We start from the raw sequence: 14,354 nt of genomic DNA, 5'->3' as shown, positions 1-14,354 counted from the left end.
GTGGCCAGCCCCTACCTGTGCAGGGGCACGCCCTCCCGTCCGGGCGCGGACACCCCTAGCGCGGGCCCGCCCACCCCCGCATCCCCACGTGGTCCACGTGGTCCACGTCACCAGGAGCACTCCGGCCACCGCCACGCAGACCACGACCGCGCCGACCACCACGCGGGGTGGGGCGCCCAACGAGAGGGCCGCCGCTGCCCAGGCCGCGAGGGCGGGTGGCACCAGGCGAAGGTCGGCGGGGCCCTCTTGGCGCGGGTCGGCAGAGTCGTGCTGGCGCGGGTCCGCAGGACCGTCTTGCTGCCGGTCGGGCGCGCCGGGGCTGGGACCAGTCCCGGGAGGGTTCGCCCGGCGCCTCATGAACGTCCCGGCGCCCCTCGTCGCCGTCCCCGTGCGCCTCATGGCCGTACAAGCTTCTGCAGATCGGCGAACCTCTTCTCGCCGATGCCGTTCACTTCCCGGAGTTCGTCCACCGAGCGGAATCCCCCGTGCTCCGTGCGGTAGTCGATGATGTGCTGCGCCAGGACGGGGCCCACCCCCGGCAGGGTGTCCAGTTGCTCGGCGGTGGCGGTGTTGAGCCCCACGGGTCCTGCCGCCGCCCCGGCGCCCCCTGTCGGCCCGGCCGCCGCGCCCCCGGCCGTCGATCCGGGGATGGAACCCGGTGGGACGGCCGCCGCGGAGCCCGGCTCCGGTGGGGCGGGGCCGCCCACCACGATCTGCTCGCCGTCGATGAGGAGCCGGGCGCGGTTGAGCCCGTCCGTCTTCGTGCCGGGGCGGACCCCGCCCGCCGCCCGCAGCGCGTCGGCGACGCGGGAGCCTCCCGGCAGTCGTTGCACACCAGGGCTGCGGACCTTGCCCCTGACGTCCACGACGACGCCCGCCGCCGCGCCCGCGCCGCTCCCCGTACCGGTGGCGTCGCCCGGCGCGCCCTGCGGGAGTCCCCCGTCGGGCGTGGGCGGCGTCCCGGGCGACGGGGACGGTCCTGGCTCTCCGCCGGGCCCCGCCGCCTCGCCCACCACGTCCGGTGCCCGGACCGGCTGGGTCCGCCCGGTCCAGAAGTGCTGCGCCGCGAAGACCGCGGCCACGATCAGGACCAGGCCGAGCGCGATGACGCTCCGCCGCTCCAGGCCGCACCGCAGCCGGAGCCAGAGCGGCAGCCTCTCCCGTACGGCGAGCCCGGCCCGCACCCGCCACGGCGGCCCCACCCGGGCATCGGCCCCGGAACCCTCGTCCGCCGCACCCGTCTCACCCGCAGGCTCCGCCCGGCCCACCCGCCCCGAGCCCACCAGGCCCACCGCGCCAACGGGGTCCACCAGGCCAGCAGGGTCCACCGGGCCAAGGGGGTCCACCCGGCCCGCCGCGTCCACCGCGTCCACCGCGTCCACCGCGTCCAGAGGGTCCAGAGGGTCCACCGGGCGAACCGGTCCCGCCGGGTCCACAACACGCCCAGCACCCCCAGCACCCCCGCCACTCCAACCACCAACACCCCCCACCCAACCGGGAGTTCGACGCCACCCCCGCTCAGGCGCCTCAGGCAGCACAGGAAAGGTCGGAGCCCGCCCCCGCCCTCCTCCCCGCACGCCCGGCTCGGCGAACAGCGCCTCGGCTCGCAGCCGCATGGCCTCCGCTGCCGCGCGCCTGCGTCGGGCCCGGCGCCGGGCGTGGCGTCGCGTCGCGTGCCCCATGGCCACGTGGTGTTCCTGCGCGCGCCCGTCCGAGCCCGGCGACCGTCCCGGGCCACTGTGCGCCGGGCCTGCCGCACCGCCGTCCAGCGAGTCTGCCGAACCGCCGCCCGGCGAGCCCACCGCACCGCCGCTTGCCGTCTCTGAAGCTGATCGAAGTCCCATGCCGAAAACGCTAGGCATCGCCACGGAAACTTGTTGATCTTGCTCAATTCCGGGGGATTACCCAGCAGTTGTGGATAACTCCATCACCCGCACGAGCGAACCTCGCCCGCACAGAGGCGAGACCACAGCCCCGCCGAGACGGGATTACCTCACCGAGGCGAGACCACAGCCCCGAGCAGCCCGGGCCCTGTGTGCGCCCCGATCACCGCGCCCACCTCGCTGACGTGCAGGTCGACAAGGCCGGGGACACGGTCCCTGAGACGTTCCGCGAGGGTCGCCGCGCGCTCGGGCGCCGCGAGGTGGTGCACGGCGATGTCCACGTCGTGCGCCCCGGCCCGCTCGATCACGATCTCCTCCAGACGGGCGATCGCCTTCGACGCCGTGCGGACCTTCTCCAGCATCTCGATGCGACCGTCGTCCAGCGAGAGCAGCGGTTTCACGGCGAGCGCGGAGCCCAGGAGCGCCTGGGCGGCGCCGATGCGGCCGCCGCGGCGCAGATAGTCGAGGGTGTCGACGTAGAAGTACGCGGACGTCGCCGCGGCCCGTTTCTCCGCGGCCGACACCGCCTCGTCGATCGTGCCGCCGGACTCGGCGGTCTCGGCCGCGGCGAGGGCGCAGAAGCCGAGGGCCATCGCGACCATGCCGGTGTCGACGACGCGGACCGGCACGGGTGCCTCGCGGGCGGCGAGGACGGCGGCGTCGTACGTTCCGGAGAACTCGGCCGACAGGTGGAGCGAGACGATGCCGGTGGCGCCCGCCTCGGCGACCTTGCGGTAGGTCTGGGCGAAGACCTCGGGGCTGGGGCGCGAGGTGGTCACGGGGTGGCGTTTCTGCAGGGCCAACGCGAGCGAGCGGGCGGAGATCTCGGTGCCCTCTTCGAGTGCCTGATTGCCGAGTACGACGGTCAGCGGCACCGCGGTGATGTCGTGCCGCTCCATCGTCCGCTGCGGCAAGTAGGCCGTTGAATCGGTGACGATCGCGACATGGCGGGACATGAGCTGGAGATTACCCGCAGGAACCCTGGTGCGGCAGTCCGACCCCTGCACGTGAGCGACGGGGGCGACGTGCTCCGACGGGGCTCCGGGCATGCCGAAGGGGCGGTCCTGCTGTGGCCCTGGCGGCGGGCTCCTCGGGTCAGGTGGTGCTTTCGGGCTTGGGCTTCTTCTGCCAGGGGTAGGTCGGCTGCGGTGTCGGCGGGGTGATGGCGGGCCTGGTCGGTTCCTGGGCGGCGCGGTCCCCTCCGGCCGCGCGGGCGGACGCCCCCGGCCGGGACGGCTTGTTCAGGTCGGCCGCCGCGGAGCCGGACGCGGTCTTCGCCTGGTCGGTCTGCGGGGGCGTCGCGGGGTCGGACCAGGAGGTGAGGGGCTGGTCGTCGGTCGGTCCGGCCGTCCAGTGCCGCAGCGCGCCCGCTTCCATGTCGATCTGCTCGCTGAGCAGGTCCAGGTCGTCGTCCGCGAACTTGTGGGCGCGGTCGCGGGCCGCCCAGCGGAGTGAGTCGGCGGCCTTGACGATCTGCTCGGTGCGCTCCTTCAGGGCGGGCAGGCGCTGGCTGAGCTCGATGCGGTCGGGCTCCCGCTCCAGGCGCTTGAGGTCGTCGTCCAGCTCGTGGCCGTGGGCGCTCAGGCGCTGGAAGAGCGCCAGGGACTCGTGCAGCGAGGAGTCCTCGGCGACGCCCGCGCGCAGCGAGTCCTGGGTGGCTCGCATGGAGGTGCGCAGCCGCAGCCGCAGCTGGGCCAGCTCACCGACGGCGCCGGGCTGGGCGAAGGTCCGCGCGCGCAGCGTGGTGTCCTCCACCGTGCGGCGGGCCTGCGTGATCGTGCGGTCCATGCCGCGGCGGGCCGCGCCGACCGCCTTGACCACCGCATACGCTCCCAGCGCCAGGAACAGCACGAAGAGCAGCGCGACCACTGCGATCACGGCTTCCACGATGCTTCTCCTTCGGCCCGGCGAATCGGTCCCCGGCGGTTCGGGGTGGTGCGAGGGATGGTGCGGGGTGATGCGGAGTCCTGCCGACGGCATCGATCTCTCCGTCTTCTCCACGGTAAACGCAGCAGGCCTCCTGAGGGTTCCAGCGGAACCCCCAAGCTGCCCGTAGGGGACTACCCCGATGCGCGTCGCCCGACCCGCAGTTGACCGGTCACCCAGGTCCCGGCCGCGACCAGGCCGCTGCCCGTCCGAGCCGCCGCCAAGCAGCACCGACCCGCCGCCGGGCAGCCACGACCAAAAAGCGGCGGGCCCCCTTAAGGGCCCGCCGCTCACCGACCACGCCGGTCCAGTCGGCCCGGCAGATCAGCTCAGCCGATCAGCTCGGCCGATCTGCTCAGCCGCGCCGCTCCGCCGATCCGCTCGGCCCGACCACACCACCCCGGCCAGACCGAATCGCCCCTCACGCCGGAACGATGTTCACCAGCTTCGGCGCCCGCACGATGACCTTGCGGATGCCTGCTCCGGCCAGCGCCGCGACCACGCGCTCGTCGCCCAGGGCCGTCTTCTCCAGCTCCTCGTCGGAGATGGTGGGCGGGACCTCCAGGCGGGCCTTGACCTTGCCCTTGATCTGCACGACGCAGGTCACGGTCTCGTCGACGACGTACGCGGGGTCGGCGACCGGGAAGTCCTGGTGGACGACCGAGTCGGTGTGGCCCAGCTTGCGCCACAGTTCCTCGGCGATGTGCGGGGCCAGCGGGGCGACCAGCAGCACCAGGCGTTCGGCGACGGAGCGCGACACGGGGCCCGCAGCCTTGGTCAGGTGGTTGTTCAGCTCGGTGATCTTGGCGATGGCGGTGTTGAACCGCATGCCGTCCAGGTCCTGGCGCACGCCGTCGATCGCCTTGTGCAGCGCCCGCAGGGTGTCCTCGTCGGGCTCGGCGTCGGTGACGGTCAGCTCGCCGGTGGCCTCGTCGACGATCAGGCGCCACATGCGCTGCAGCAGCCGGTACTGGCCGACGACGGCGCGGGTGTCCCAGGGGCGCGAGACGTCCAGGGGGCCCATCGCCATCTCGTACAGGCGCAGTGTGTCGGCGCCGTACTCCTCGCACATCTCGTCCGGAGTGACGGCGTTCTTCAGGGACTTGCCCATCTTGCCCAGCTCGCGCTTGACCGGCTCGCCTTCGAAGAAGAACTTTCCGTCGCGCTCCTCGACCTCGGTGGCGGGCACCGGGAAGCCGCGGCTGTCGCGGTAGACGTAGGCCTGGATCATGCCCTGGTTGAACAGCTTGTGGAACGGTTCGGCGGACGAGATGTGGCCCAGGTCGAACAGGACCTTCGACCAGAAGCGGGCGTACAGCAGGTGCAGCACGGCGTGCTCGGCGCCGCCGACGTACAGGTCGACGCCGCCGGTGGGCTGCCCCTCGCGGGGGCCCATCCAGTAGCGCTCGGCGTCGGGGGCGACCAGCTTCTGGTCGTTGTGGGGGTCCAGGTAGCGCAGTTCGTACCAGCACGAACCGGCCCAGTTGGGCATGGTGTTGGTCTCGCGGCGGTAGCGGCGCGGTCCGGTGCCGTCGCCCAGGTCCAGGGTGACGTTGACCCAGTCCTCGTTGCGGGACAGCGGGGTTTCGGGCTGGGTGTCGGCGTCGTCCGGGTCGAAGGTGCGCGGGCTGTAGTCGTCGACCTCGGGCAGTTCCAGGGGCAGCATCGACTCGGGCAGCGAGTGGGCCACGCCGTCCTCGTCGTAGACGATCGGGAAGGGCTCGCCCCAGTAGCGCTGGCGGCTGAACAGCCAGTCGCGCAGGCGGAAGTTGACGGTGCCCCGGCCGATGCCCTTGCGCTCCAGCCACTCGGTGATGCGGGCCTTGGCCTCGACGACGACCAGGCCGTCCAGGGTGATGTCGTCTCCGGAGGAGCCGATGATCTTCGCCTCGTAGGAGTCGAAGGAGTCGTCCCACGTGGACGGGTCGGTGCCGCGGTCGTCGGCGGGCTCCACGACGCAGCGCATCGGCAGTTCGAAGGCGCGCGCGAAGGCGAAGTCGCGGGAGTCGTGCGCGGGGACGGCCATGATGGCGCCGGTGCCGTAGCCCATCAGGACGTAGTCGGCGATGAAGACGGGGACCTGCTCGCCGCTGACGGGGTTCGTCGCGTACGCGCCGGTGAAGACGCCGGTCTTCTCCTTGGCGTCGGCCTGGCGCTCGACGTCGGACTTGGCGGCGGCGAAGGCGCGGTACTTGGCGACGGCTTCGGCGGGGGTGGCGTGGCCGCCCGTCCACACGTCGTGGGTGCCTTCGGGCCAGGCGGCCGGGACGAGGGTGTCGACCAGCTCGTGCTCGGGCGCCAGGACCATGTAGGTGGCGCCGAACAGGGTGTCCTGGCGGGTGGTGAAGACGGTGATGGCGTCGCCTTCGGAGCCGACGGGGAAGTCGACGCGCGCGCCTTCGGAGCGGCCGATCCAGTTGCGCTGCTGCAGCTTGATGGCCTCGGGCCAGTCCAGCGCGTCCAGGTCGTCGAGCAGGCGGTCGGCGTAGGCGGTGATGCGCATGTTCCACTGGCGCAGCTTGGCCTTGAAGACGGGGAAGTTGCCGCGCTCGGAGCGGCCGTCGGCGGTGACTTCCTCGTTCGCCAGGACGGTGCCCAGGCCCGGGCACCAGTTGACGGGGGCGTCGGAGGCGTACGCCAGGCGGAAGCCGCTCAGGACGTCGGCGCGCTCCTGGGCGTCCAGTGCGCTCCACGCGCGCGTGGAGTCCGGTACGGCGCGCTCACCGCTGTCGAACTGGGCGATCAGGTCGGCGATGGGGCGGGCCTTCTTCGCCTCGTCGTCGTACCAGGAGTTGAAGATCTGTACGAAGATCCACTGGGTCCACTTGTAGTAGTCCGGGTCGATCGTCGCGAAGGAGCGGCGCTTGTCGTGGCCCAGGCCCAGGGCGCGCAGCTGTGCCTTCATGTTCTCGATGTTGGCTTCCGTGGACACGCGCGGGTGCGTGCCGGTCTGCACGGCGTACTGCTCGGCGGGCAGACCGAAGGCGTCGAAGCCCAGGGAGTGCAGGACGTTGTGGCCCGTCATGCGCTGGAAGCGGGCGTAGACGTCGGTGGCGATGTAGCCCAGGGGGTGGCCGACGTGCAGGCCCGCACCCGAGGGGTACGGGAACATGTCCATGATGAACTTCTTGGGGCGCTCGACGATGGCGGGGTCGCCGGCCAGGTCGCCGCTCGGGTTGGGTGCTTCGTACGTGCCGTTCGCGTCCCAGAAGTCCTGCCAGCGTGCCTCGATCTCGGCCGCCAGGGCGGCCGTGTAGCGGTGCGGGGCGGCCGCCTCGGCGGCGGGGGCGCCTCCCGCGCCCGCCGCACCTTCAGCAGTGGCGGAGGAATTCGTCTCGCTCATGGTCCTCAAAGCTCCATCGATCGTCTCTGCCTGCGGAAATGGCCGGACGGCCCAATAAAAATGCCCCTCGCACAGGAGGGGACGCCGCGCCGATTCCGACCGCGCTCACTGGGCGGTCGGGACTGATCAGCGCGGCCCGCTAAGCAGAAGGCGTACGGCACGCATGGCGTCAGGGTACCGCAGCGCTTCGGAGCCGGGCCACGCGCTTTGTCCGTATCCCCGGAGAGCCGTGGCGCATCCCCGGAGGGCCCGGGAACCCCACCCCTGGCCAAGGGTTACTCCGCGTACCGACCACTATCGGGGCAACACCAAGATCGAGTCGCGCTTTGATAACAACGCAATAACTCAAACCACGTACCCATCGGTATGGCTCGACTTAGCATGCGGCGACCGAACCATTTCGGAGTCGCCCCCATGAACCCTCTGAACCCGCACCGCAAGAGCCGCGGAAGCCCCCCGTCGCCCGCGACGCCGCCGCGGCGCTCCCCCTCGCCGCGGCGCTCCGCCCCGGCGTCCGCGCCCTTCCCGCCAGCCGCACCGCCCGCGGCACCGGCGTTCCCGTCCTTCCGCACGCCGGGCAGAGCGGCCCGCGGCATCGTCACCACGGCCGCGCTGCTGCTGATACCCCTGCTCGTGTTCGCGGGCGGCGACGACTTCCGCGCCGCCCTCGACTTCACCACCGGCGTCCTGTCGCTGGTCTCCCTGACAGCGTCGGTGATGTGGGGCCTGGTCGCCTCCGACCGGCTCTTCCTGCGCTCGCGCCAGCGACTGCTCGCCCAGGCCGTGCACCGGGCCACGGCGGTCGCGTCCGTGGGTTTCCTGCTGCTGCACGGCACCGTGAAGCTCGCCCTCGACCATGTGTCCGCGGTGGGCGCCCTGGTGCCCTTCGGGCTCGGCTTCACGGGCGGCGACGGGCTCATCGGCCTGGGCTCGCTCGCCGGGCTCCTGATGATCACCACCAGCGTCACCGGCGCCCTGCGCAGCTCCTTCGCCTCACCGGTCCAGGTCGCGTCCCGGTGGCGGGCGCTGCACATGCTGGCCTACCCGGCCTGGTGCGCGGCCCTGATCCACGGCCTGTACGCGGGCCGCCCGCCGAAGCCGTGGGTGGTGGCCCTGTACTGCCTGTGCCTGGTCGCGGTCGCCGGAGCGGTGGCGCTGCGCGCGGCGCCGCGTCCGGTCAAGCGCAAGGTGGCCGCCCGGATCTTCGCCCTCCTCGAACCCGAGGCCCGGCCAGCGCCCGACGCCCGGCCCACCCCCGACCGCCCCCGCCGCGAGACCCCCGCACCCACCCGGGACACCGCGTCGGCGCCCCTGCCCGGCACCGCGTCGGGCCGCGCCGCCACCTCGGCCGACCAGCCCCCGGTCGTCGGCATCGCCGCCGCCTACCGCGCGCTGGCCACCCCCTCGGGGCCCGACTCGTCGCTGCCCCTGGACCTCCAGCCGACCGAGGTCCTGCCCACCATGACGCCGCGCTGGCCGGCGCCCTCCCCGCCCCCTCCGGCCGAGGCACCCTCGACCCCGTTGCCGTACGACTCCGTAGACGACGACTACGACTCCGTAGCGAGCGGATACGACTCCCTGGACGCCGGTTACGGACCCACCGGCAGGGGTGACGGCCGCCGCGACTCCCAGGACACACAGCACGACTACGGAGACAGGGGTTTCGGCTCCGGGGACACCGACCCGTACGACGCCTCGTACGACACCGGCCCGCAGCCCGCCTACCACCCGCCCCTGCACGATCCCGTGCACCCCGTGCATCCCGCGCACGACCCCGTGTACGACGACGGCCCCGCCACCCAACAGCTACCCGGCCCCTTCCAGGCGCCCAGCAGCGGCGAACCCTGGAACGCGTCCACCGGAGGCAGCAAGTGAACGCGTCACTGCCCGATGTCCCCGAAGTCCGCGTCGTCGGGCTTCCGCTGCTGACCTCGGGCTTCGATCTGGTCGAGCGGCTCGACCTGGCCATGCACCTGAAGGTGCACGGTCCGCTGGAACCCATCGCGGGCGAGCAGCTCGCCACGCTGGCCGAGCAGATCTCGCTGCGTGGCCGCGGCGGCGCGGGGTTCCCGTTCGCCAAGAAGCTGCGGGCCGTCGCCGAGGCCGCGATCCGCCGGGGCGTGCGCCCTGTGGTCGTCATCAACGGCAGCGAGGACGAGCCCGCGTGCCGCAAGGACACCGTGCTGATCAACCGCGCCCCGCACCTCATCCTGGACGGCGCGCTGCTCGCCGCCGAGGCGCTGGGCGCGCGCACGCTCGTCGTCGGCGTGACCCGGGACTCCACGGAGGCCTCGATGCAGGCGGCGCTCGCCGAGCGCGGGCTGAGCAACCGGCGCGGATCGGTCCTCCGCGCGCGCGTGCAGCGCAATCCCGTGCGCATGGTCACCGGCGAGTCCTCGGCCCTGGTGCGCTCCGCGGACGGCGGGCCGCCGCTGCCCCCGGGGCGCAAGGTCCGCACGTCGGACTCCGGCGTGGGCGGCGCGCCGACGCTCCTGTCGAACGCGGAGACCTTCGCGCAGCTGGCCGTCGCCGCCCGCATCGGCGCGGAGCGCTACCGGCGCACGGGCCTGCGCGACGAGCCGGGCACCGTGCTCCTGACGCTCTCCGGAGCCGTCGCCCGGCCGATGGTCCTGGAGGTCCCAACGGGCGTGCCCCTCCGGTACGTTCTACAGCTCGCCGGTGCTCCCCCGCTGCCGCAGGGCGTCCTCACGGGCGGCTATCACGGCAAGTGGCTGGACGCGGTCACCGCGCACGACGCGGTCGTGTCCCGGGCGGCCCTGGAGGCCTGCGGGGGCGCGCTCGGCGCGGGCGCGATCCTGCCGCTCGGCCCGGGCACGTGTCCGCTGGGCGAGGCGCTGCACGTGGCGAACTGGCTGGCGGCGGAGAGCGCCGGGCAGTGCGGGCCCTGCTATCTGGGGCTCCCGGCCGCCGCGCGGGGCCTCGCCGACGTCCTGGACGGCGGCGGGCCCACCGCCCTGGAGGCGCTGCGCGAGGTGACGCGGGCGGTGAAGCGGCGGGGTGCGTGCAAGCATCCGGACGGCTCGGCGGCGTTCCTGGAGTCGACGATCGCGGCGTTCACGGACGATCTCGCCGCGCACGTCCTGGGCGACGGGTGCGGGCGTCCCGTGGAGGGCGTCCTGCCGCTCCAGGACGACAGCCCCCAGGGCGAGGCGTCGAGCGGCCGCAAGCTCGCCGTCGACTGGACGCTGTGCCAGGGCCACGGCCTGTGCGCGGACATCGTGCCCGAGCTGATCCAGCTGGGCCCGGACGGCTTCCCCGCGGTCGCGGAGGCCGCCGTGCCGCGCTACTCCGAAGCGCGCGCCCAGCGCGCGGTGCGCCGCTGCCCCGCGCTGGCCCTGCGCATCGAGGAGGCCCCCGCGGCGATCCCGGCGCAGGCGCCGTCGGCGGGCCTGCCGATGCTGCCGCGGGGCCGCGGGCGCAGGGCGCTGGGCAGCGGGCGGTGAGGACGGGCTGAGCGGCCTGTCCGGGGAGAGCTTGGGGCGCGCGCCCCGGTTCTCCCCGGACAGGCCCAGGCTCTCCCTGGACAGGCCCAGGTCCTCCCCGTACGGGCCGAGCCCACCCCGTGTACGGGCCCGAGCCCTCCCCGCAAAGACCCAGGGCACACGAAAGAGCGGGCCACCCGATCCGGGTGGCCCGCTCATCTGCTGTGGAGCTAAGGAGAATTGAACTCCTGACCTCCTGCATGCCATGCAGGCGCTCTACCAACTGAGCTATAGCCCCTTGTTGCTGCTCCGCCCGGTTTCCCCGGCGGCTCCGCAAACATTACACGGTCACCCCCGTGGTCCACCAAATCGTTTCCGTCCCGGACACCCGAGGTCACTACGGTCCGGCCTCGTGTCCGTGATCGCCGTCGCCGTCATCCGCCGCCGTGTGCCCCTGGCCGCCGGGGCGTGCCTGCTCTCCTTCGTCCTCTTCTGGGCCGCGCAGCGCGCGGCCGACGTCTCGATGATCGACTTGATGGTCTACCGCGCGGAGGGCCAGGCCGCGCGTTCGGGCGCCGACCTGTACGCGATGCGCGCCACCGCGTACGACCTGCCCATGACATACCCGCCGTTCGCGGCGTTGTTGTTCACGCCGCTGACGCTGCTGGAGCCGGCGGACCTGCGTCCGCTCGCCACGCTCGGGAACCTGCTGCTCCTGTTCGCCTTCGTGCGGCTGTCCCTGAAGTTGGTCGGAGCGGGGCGGTACGCGCGCGTGGAGACCGCTCTGTGGGTGTCGGCGGTGGCTGTCTGGGCGGAGCCGGTGTGGACGACGCTGCGCTACGGGCAGGTGAATCTGCTGCTGGCCGTGCTGGTGCTGTGGGGGCTCACGCGGCGCCCGGACCACCGGTGGGCGGGTGTGGGCATCGGGATCGCGGCGGCCATCAAGCTGACGCCCGGGCTGTTCGCGCTCTTCCTGCTCCTGGTGGGTGCCGTGGCGGGGGTACGACGGGAGGCGTGGCGGCCCGCCGTGCGGCACGCGTGCGTGGCGGCCGCCGCGTTCCTGGGGGCGACGCTGGCCGCGGCCGTGGTGCTGCCGGAGGACTCCCGGAATTTCTGGACCCGGGTGGTCTTCGAGGCGGGCAGGGCCGGGCGGGCGGAGAACACCGCGAACCAGTCGGTGCGCGGGGTGCTCGCACGGCTGCTGCACACCCCGGAGCCGGGCGCCTGGTGGGCGGCCGGGGCGGCGGTGGTCTGCGTGGCCGGGCTCGCCGTGGCGGTGGCCGCGGCGGCGCGCGGGGAGCGGGCCTGGGGCGCGGTCGCCTGTGCGGCGACCGCGCTGCTCGTCAGCCCGGTGTCGTGGTCGCACCACTGGGTGTGGTGTGTGCCGATGGCGCTGCTGCTGTGGACGCGTGCGGCGCGGTGGGGCGGCCGGGGGCGGTGGGCGGTGGCGGGCGGTCTTGCGCTGGTGTTCTGCTCGTACGCGCTGTGGTGGGTGCCGCACGGCCATGGGCGGCGTGAACTCGCCCAGGATTTTGGCGAGATGACGCTGTCGGCGAGCTATCCACTGGCCGCTGTCGGCTTCCTCGCCGTCGCCGCGGCGGTCGCCCTGGGCTGTCCGCGACGGGATCAGGGCAGCGGCGCAGAGGGCCAGGGCGGCCGTGCAGGGGGGGCTCCTGGGGGCTCGCGGGCGCCTCAGGCGGTGGCGAACGAGTAGAAGCGCTTGAGGGTGCAGTGCTCGTCGAGCAGGCGGCCGTAGATCGGCTCCCCTTCGAGTTCGCGGTACGTCTCGATGGGGTCGCCCTTTATGATCAGCGCCCGCGCGCACTCCTCGCACCAGTACTGGTAGTCCGGGTTGACCGGTTCCATGTCGCGGACGATCGGCGTACCGCTGCCGCACCAGTCGCATTTACGCCTGTGTGCACCCATCGATCAGCTCCAGCTGTGGCCGCAGGCGGTGCACACGTAACTGACTCCGCCGTTGTCACCGAGGACTTGAGCCACGTGGGCCGAACCGCAGGAAGGGCAGTGGAGGAGCGTGGCATCGCCGACCTGTATGTCCGCCACTTCGAAGAGGCCCCCGGCCTCTTCGAGGATGCTCGCAGGCATCGCGCTCTCCCTCCCGTCGGGTCACCGTCGGCGCTTTGGTGCAGTCCCCTTCCGGCCCCGTCGATTCTGCCACGACCACGGCGAGACGGTCAGCGACGCATACGTACCAGTCCGGACACGGCCCCCAGGGCGGCCGCCGCGGCGAGCGCGTAGAAGCTCACCAGGAGCGCGTCCGCCGATGAATACGCCCCAGGAGCCCCCTGTGACTCAATCCCGGCGAGGAAAATCGCGCCGAAGACCGCGACGCCGGTGAGCTGTCCGAGCTGGGTGACGGTGGCGAGGAATCCACTGGCGTCCGCCGCGTCCTCGGGCCGCACGGTCGCGAGCGCGCGCGTGAGGGTCGGGCTGAATCCGAGCGAGAGGCCGATGCCGCCGCCCACGAACGCCACGTACAGCCACAGCCCGCCGTCGTCGCCGTCCCGCAGCAGCAGGCCCACCGCGAGGCACGACAGGGCCGCGAGGGCGAACCCGCCCGGGATCAGTGCGCGTTGCAGCGCCGCGGGCCACTTGCGCCAGGTCAGACCGACCACTCCGAAGACGATCGCGGACGGGGCGAACGTCAGCCCCGCGCGCAGCGCGCTGTAGCCGAGGCCGCCCTGCACGTGCAGCGACAGCACGAACAGGAATCCGGAGTTGACCGCCATCACCGCGGCGAGCCGGAACACGGCGAGGCCCATGCCCGGCACCCGCAGGACCCGCGGCGAGATCAGCGGCGCCCCACCGCGCCGGGCGAGCCGCGCCTCGTACCAGCAGAACAGGGCGAAGAGCACGGCGGCGGAGCCGAGGGACACCCAGGTCCACAGCGGCCAGCCCTCCTGCTCGCCGAGGACCAGCGGCACCGTGAACGCCGAGACGGCCGCGCCGAGCAGCACGAGCCCCGGCAGGTCGAGCCCGCGCGCCCGGCCCGCGTCGCCGCGGTCGTCGCGGGGCAGCACACGGGCGGCGACGAACAGCAGGGCCACGCCGACCGGCACGTTCACCAGGAACACCGGGCGCCAGCCGGTGCCGAACAGATCGGCGCTGACGAGGACGCCGCCGACGACCTGACCGGCCGCGGCGCCGGTGGCGAGGACCGCCGAGTACGCGCCGAGTGCCTTCATCCGCGCCTCGCCGGTGAAGTTCCGCTGGATGAGGCTGAGCACCTGCGGGATGAGGACGGCCGAGCCCGCGCCCTGCAGCAGCCGGAACGCGATCAGCTGACCGGTGCTCTGGCTCAGCCCGCAGGCCAGGGAGGCGGCCGTGAAGACGGCGAGCCCGACGAGGTAGACACGGCGGTGCCCGAGCCGCTCGCCGAGGCGCGCGCCGGTGATCAGCAGGACGGCGTACGTGATGGTGTAGCCGGCGATGACGAGTTGCAGCCCGGCGCCGGACGCGTGCAGTTCCTCGCGGATCGTGGGCGCGGCGACGTTGACGATGAACACGTCGAGCAGCGCCATGAACTGGGCGGTGAGCACGGCCGCGAGGAGCCGTCCGGGGCGGATGTCAGTGCCAGGGGCTTTACTGGATCCAGGAGTTGAGGCGGAGGTCGCCGCGGGTGGGGTCGTAGTCGTCATGCCCCGAGCGTGGTCGCGGGCGGGTACAGGTAGTGAGAGCCCGCTGATGCTGGTACTGGCAGCACCTGGCAAGGTCGACGGCGGGGACGGACGATGGGGG

10 protein-coding genes and 1 tRNA gene are annotated in these 14,354 nt (G+C 73.1%); 3 read left to right on the top strand and 8 right to left on the bottom strand.

What is annotated here, in order from left to right:
• Window positions 1-395: 395 nt before the first annotated feature.
• The 4 genes from ACZ6AA_RS18670 to leuS all read right to left on the bottom strand — a co-directional run bounded on the left by ACZ6AA_RS18670 (window position 396) and on the right by leuS (window position 7,152).
• A complete protein-coding gene (locus tag ACZ6AA_RS18670) occupies window positions 396-1,283 on the bottom strand; it encodes a ComEA family DNA-binding protein (protein ID WP_471458980.1) in 888 nt (295 codons plus the stop codon).
• A 710-nt stretch (window positions 1,284-1,993) separates the two neighbouring features.
• Window positions 1,994-2,839, bottom strand: coding sequence for a DegV family protein (locus ACZ6AA_RS18665; RefSeq protein ID WP_468449682.1), 846 nt, complete (start codon window positions 2,837-2,839; stop codon window positions 1,994-1,996).
• A 139-nt stretch (window positions 2,840-2,978) separates the two neighbouring features.
• Window positions 2,979-3,770, bottom strand: coding sequence for a hypothetical protein (locus ACZ6AA_RS18660; protein ID WP_468449683.1), 792 nt, complete (start codon window positions 3,768-3,770; stop codon window positions 2,979-2,981).
• Between the two features lie 460 nt (window positions 3,771-4,230).
• Window positions 4,231-7,152 (bottom strand): leucine--tRNA ligase, encoded by a 2,922-nt coding sequence (gene leuS / locus ACZ6AA_RS18655; protein ID WP_468480815.1) that lies wholly within the window; start codon window positions 7,150-7,152, stop codon window positions 4,231-4,233.
• A 414-nt stretch (window positions 7,153-7,566) separates the two neighbouring features.
• On the opposite strand from leuS, the gene ACZ6AA_RS18650 reads away from it, so the two are divergent.
• Together ACZ6AA_RS18650 and ACZ6AA_RS18645 are read left to right on the top strand one after the other, a co-directional pair.
• Window positions 7,567-9,027, top strand: a complete 1,461-nt coding sequence (locus ACZ6AA_RS18650; protein ID WP_471458953.1) for a cytochrome b/b6 domain-containing protein — start codon at window positions 7,567-7,569, stop codon at window positions 9,025-9,027.
• The gene (locus ACZ6AA_RS18645) at window positions 9,024-10,616 is read left to right on the top strand and encodes an NADH-ubiquinone oxidoreductase-F iron-sulfur binding region domain-containing protein (protein WP_468449686.1); all 1,593 of its coding nucleotides are present in this window, start codon (window positions 9,024-9,026) and stop codon (window positions 10,614-10,616) included. The genes ACZ6AA_RS18650 and ACZ6AA_RS18645 overlap by 4 nt, the downstream gene beginning before the upstream one ends.
• A 204-nt stretch (window positions 10,617-10,820) precedes the next feature.
• Here ACZ6AA_RS18645 and ACZ6AA_RS18640 read toward each other — a convergent pair.
• A tRNA-Ala gene (locus ACZ6AA_RS18640) sits at window positions 10,821-10,893 on the bottom strand.
• 114 nt (window positions 10,894-11,007) lie between these two features.
• On the opposite strand from ACZ6AA_RS18640, the gene ACZ6AA_RS18635 reads away from it, so the two are divergent.
• The gene (locus ACZ6AA_RS18635) at window positions 11,008-12,309 is read left to right on the top strand and encodes a glycosyltransferase 87 family protein (RefSeq protein WP_471458951.1); all 1,302 of its coding nucleotides are present in this window, start codon (window positions 11,008-11,010) and stop codon (window positions 12,307-12,309) included.
• Here ACZ6AA_RS18635 and ACZ6AA_RS18630 read toward each other — a convergent pair.
• The 3 genes from ACZ6AA_RS18630 to ACZ6AA_RS18620 form a co-directional block, all read right to left on the bottom strand.
• The gene (locus tag ACZ6AA_RS18630; RefSeq protein ID WP_016643127.1) at window positions 12,288-12,521 is read right to left on the bottom strand and encodes a hypothetical protein; all 234 of its coding nucleotides are present in this window, start codon (window positions 12,519-12,521) and stop codon (window positions 12,288-12,290) included. The genes ACZ6AA_RS18635 and ACZ6AA_RS18630 overlap by 22 nt on opposite strands.
• A gap of 3 nt (window positions 12,522-12,524) precedes the next feature.
• On the bottom strand, window positions 12,525-12,701 hold the full coding sequence (locus ACZ6AA_RS18625; RefSeq protein ID WP_169786645.1) for a hypothetical protein: 177 nt from the start codon (window positions 12,699-12,701) through the stop codon (window positions 12,525-12,527).
• Between the two features lie 89 nt (window positions 12,702-12,790).
• A complete protein-coding gene (locus ACZ6AA_RS18620; protein ID WP_468449688.1) occupies window positions 12,791-14,254 on the bottom strand; it encodes an MFS transporter in 1,464 nt (487 codons plus the stop codon).
• Window positions 14,255-14,354 lie beyond the last annotated feature (100 nt).

This window comes from Streptomyces sp. NPDC040610 (genome assembly GCF_055594065.1).
Note: the sequence above shows the minus strand (reverse complement) of the source record. Positions and strands in the feature narration are given on the sequence as shown.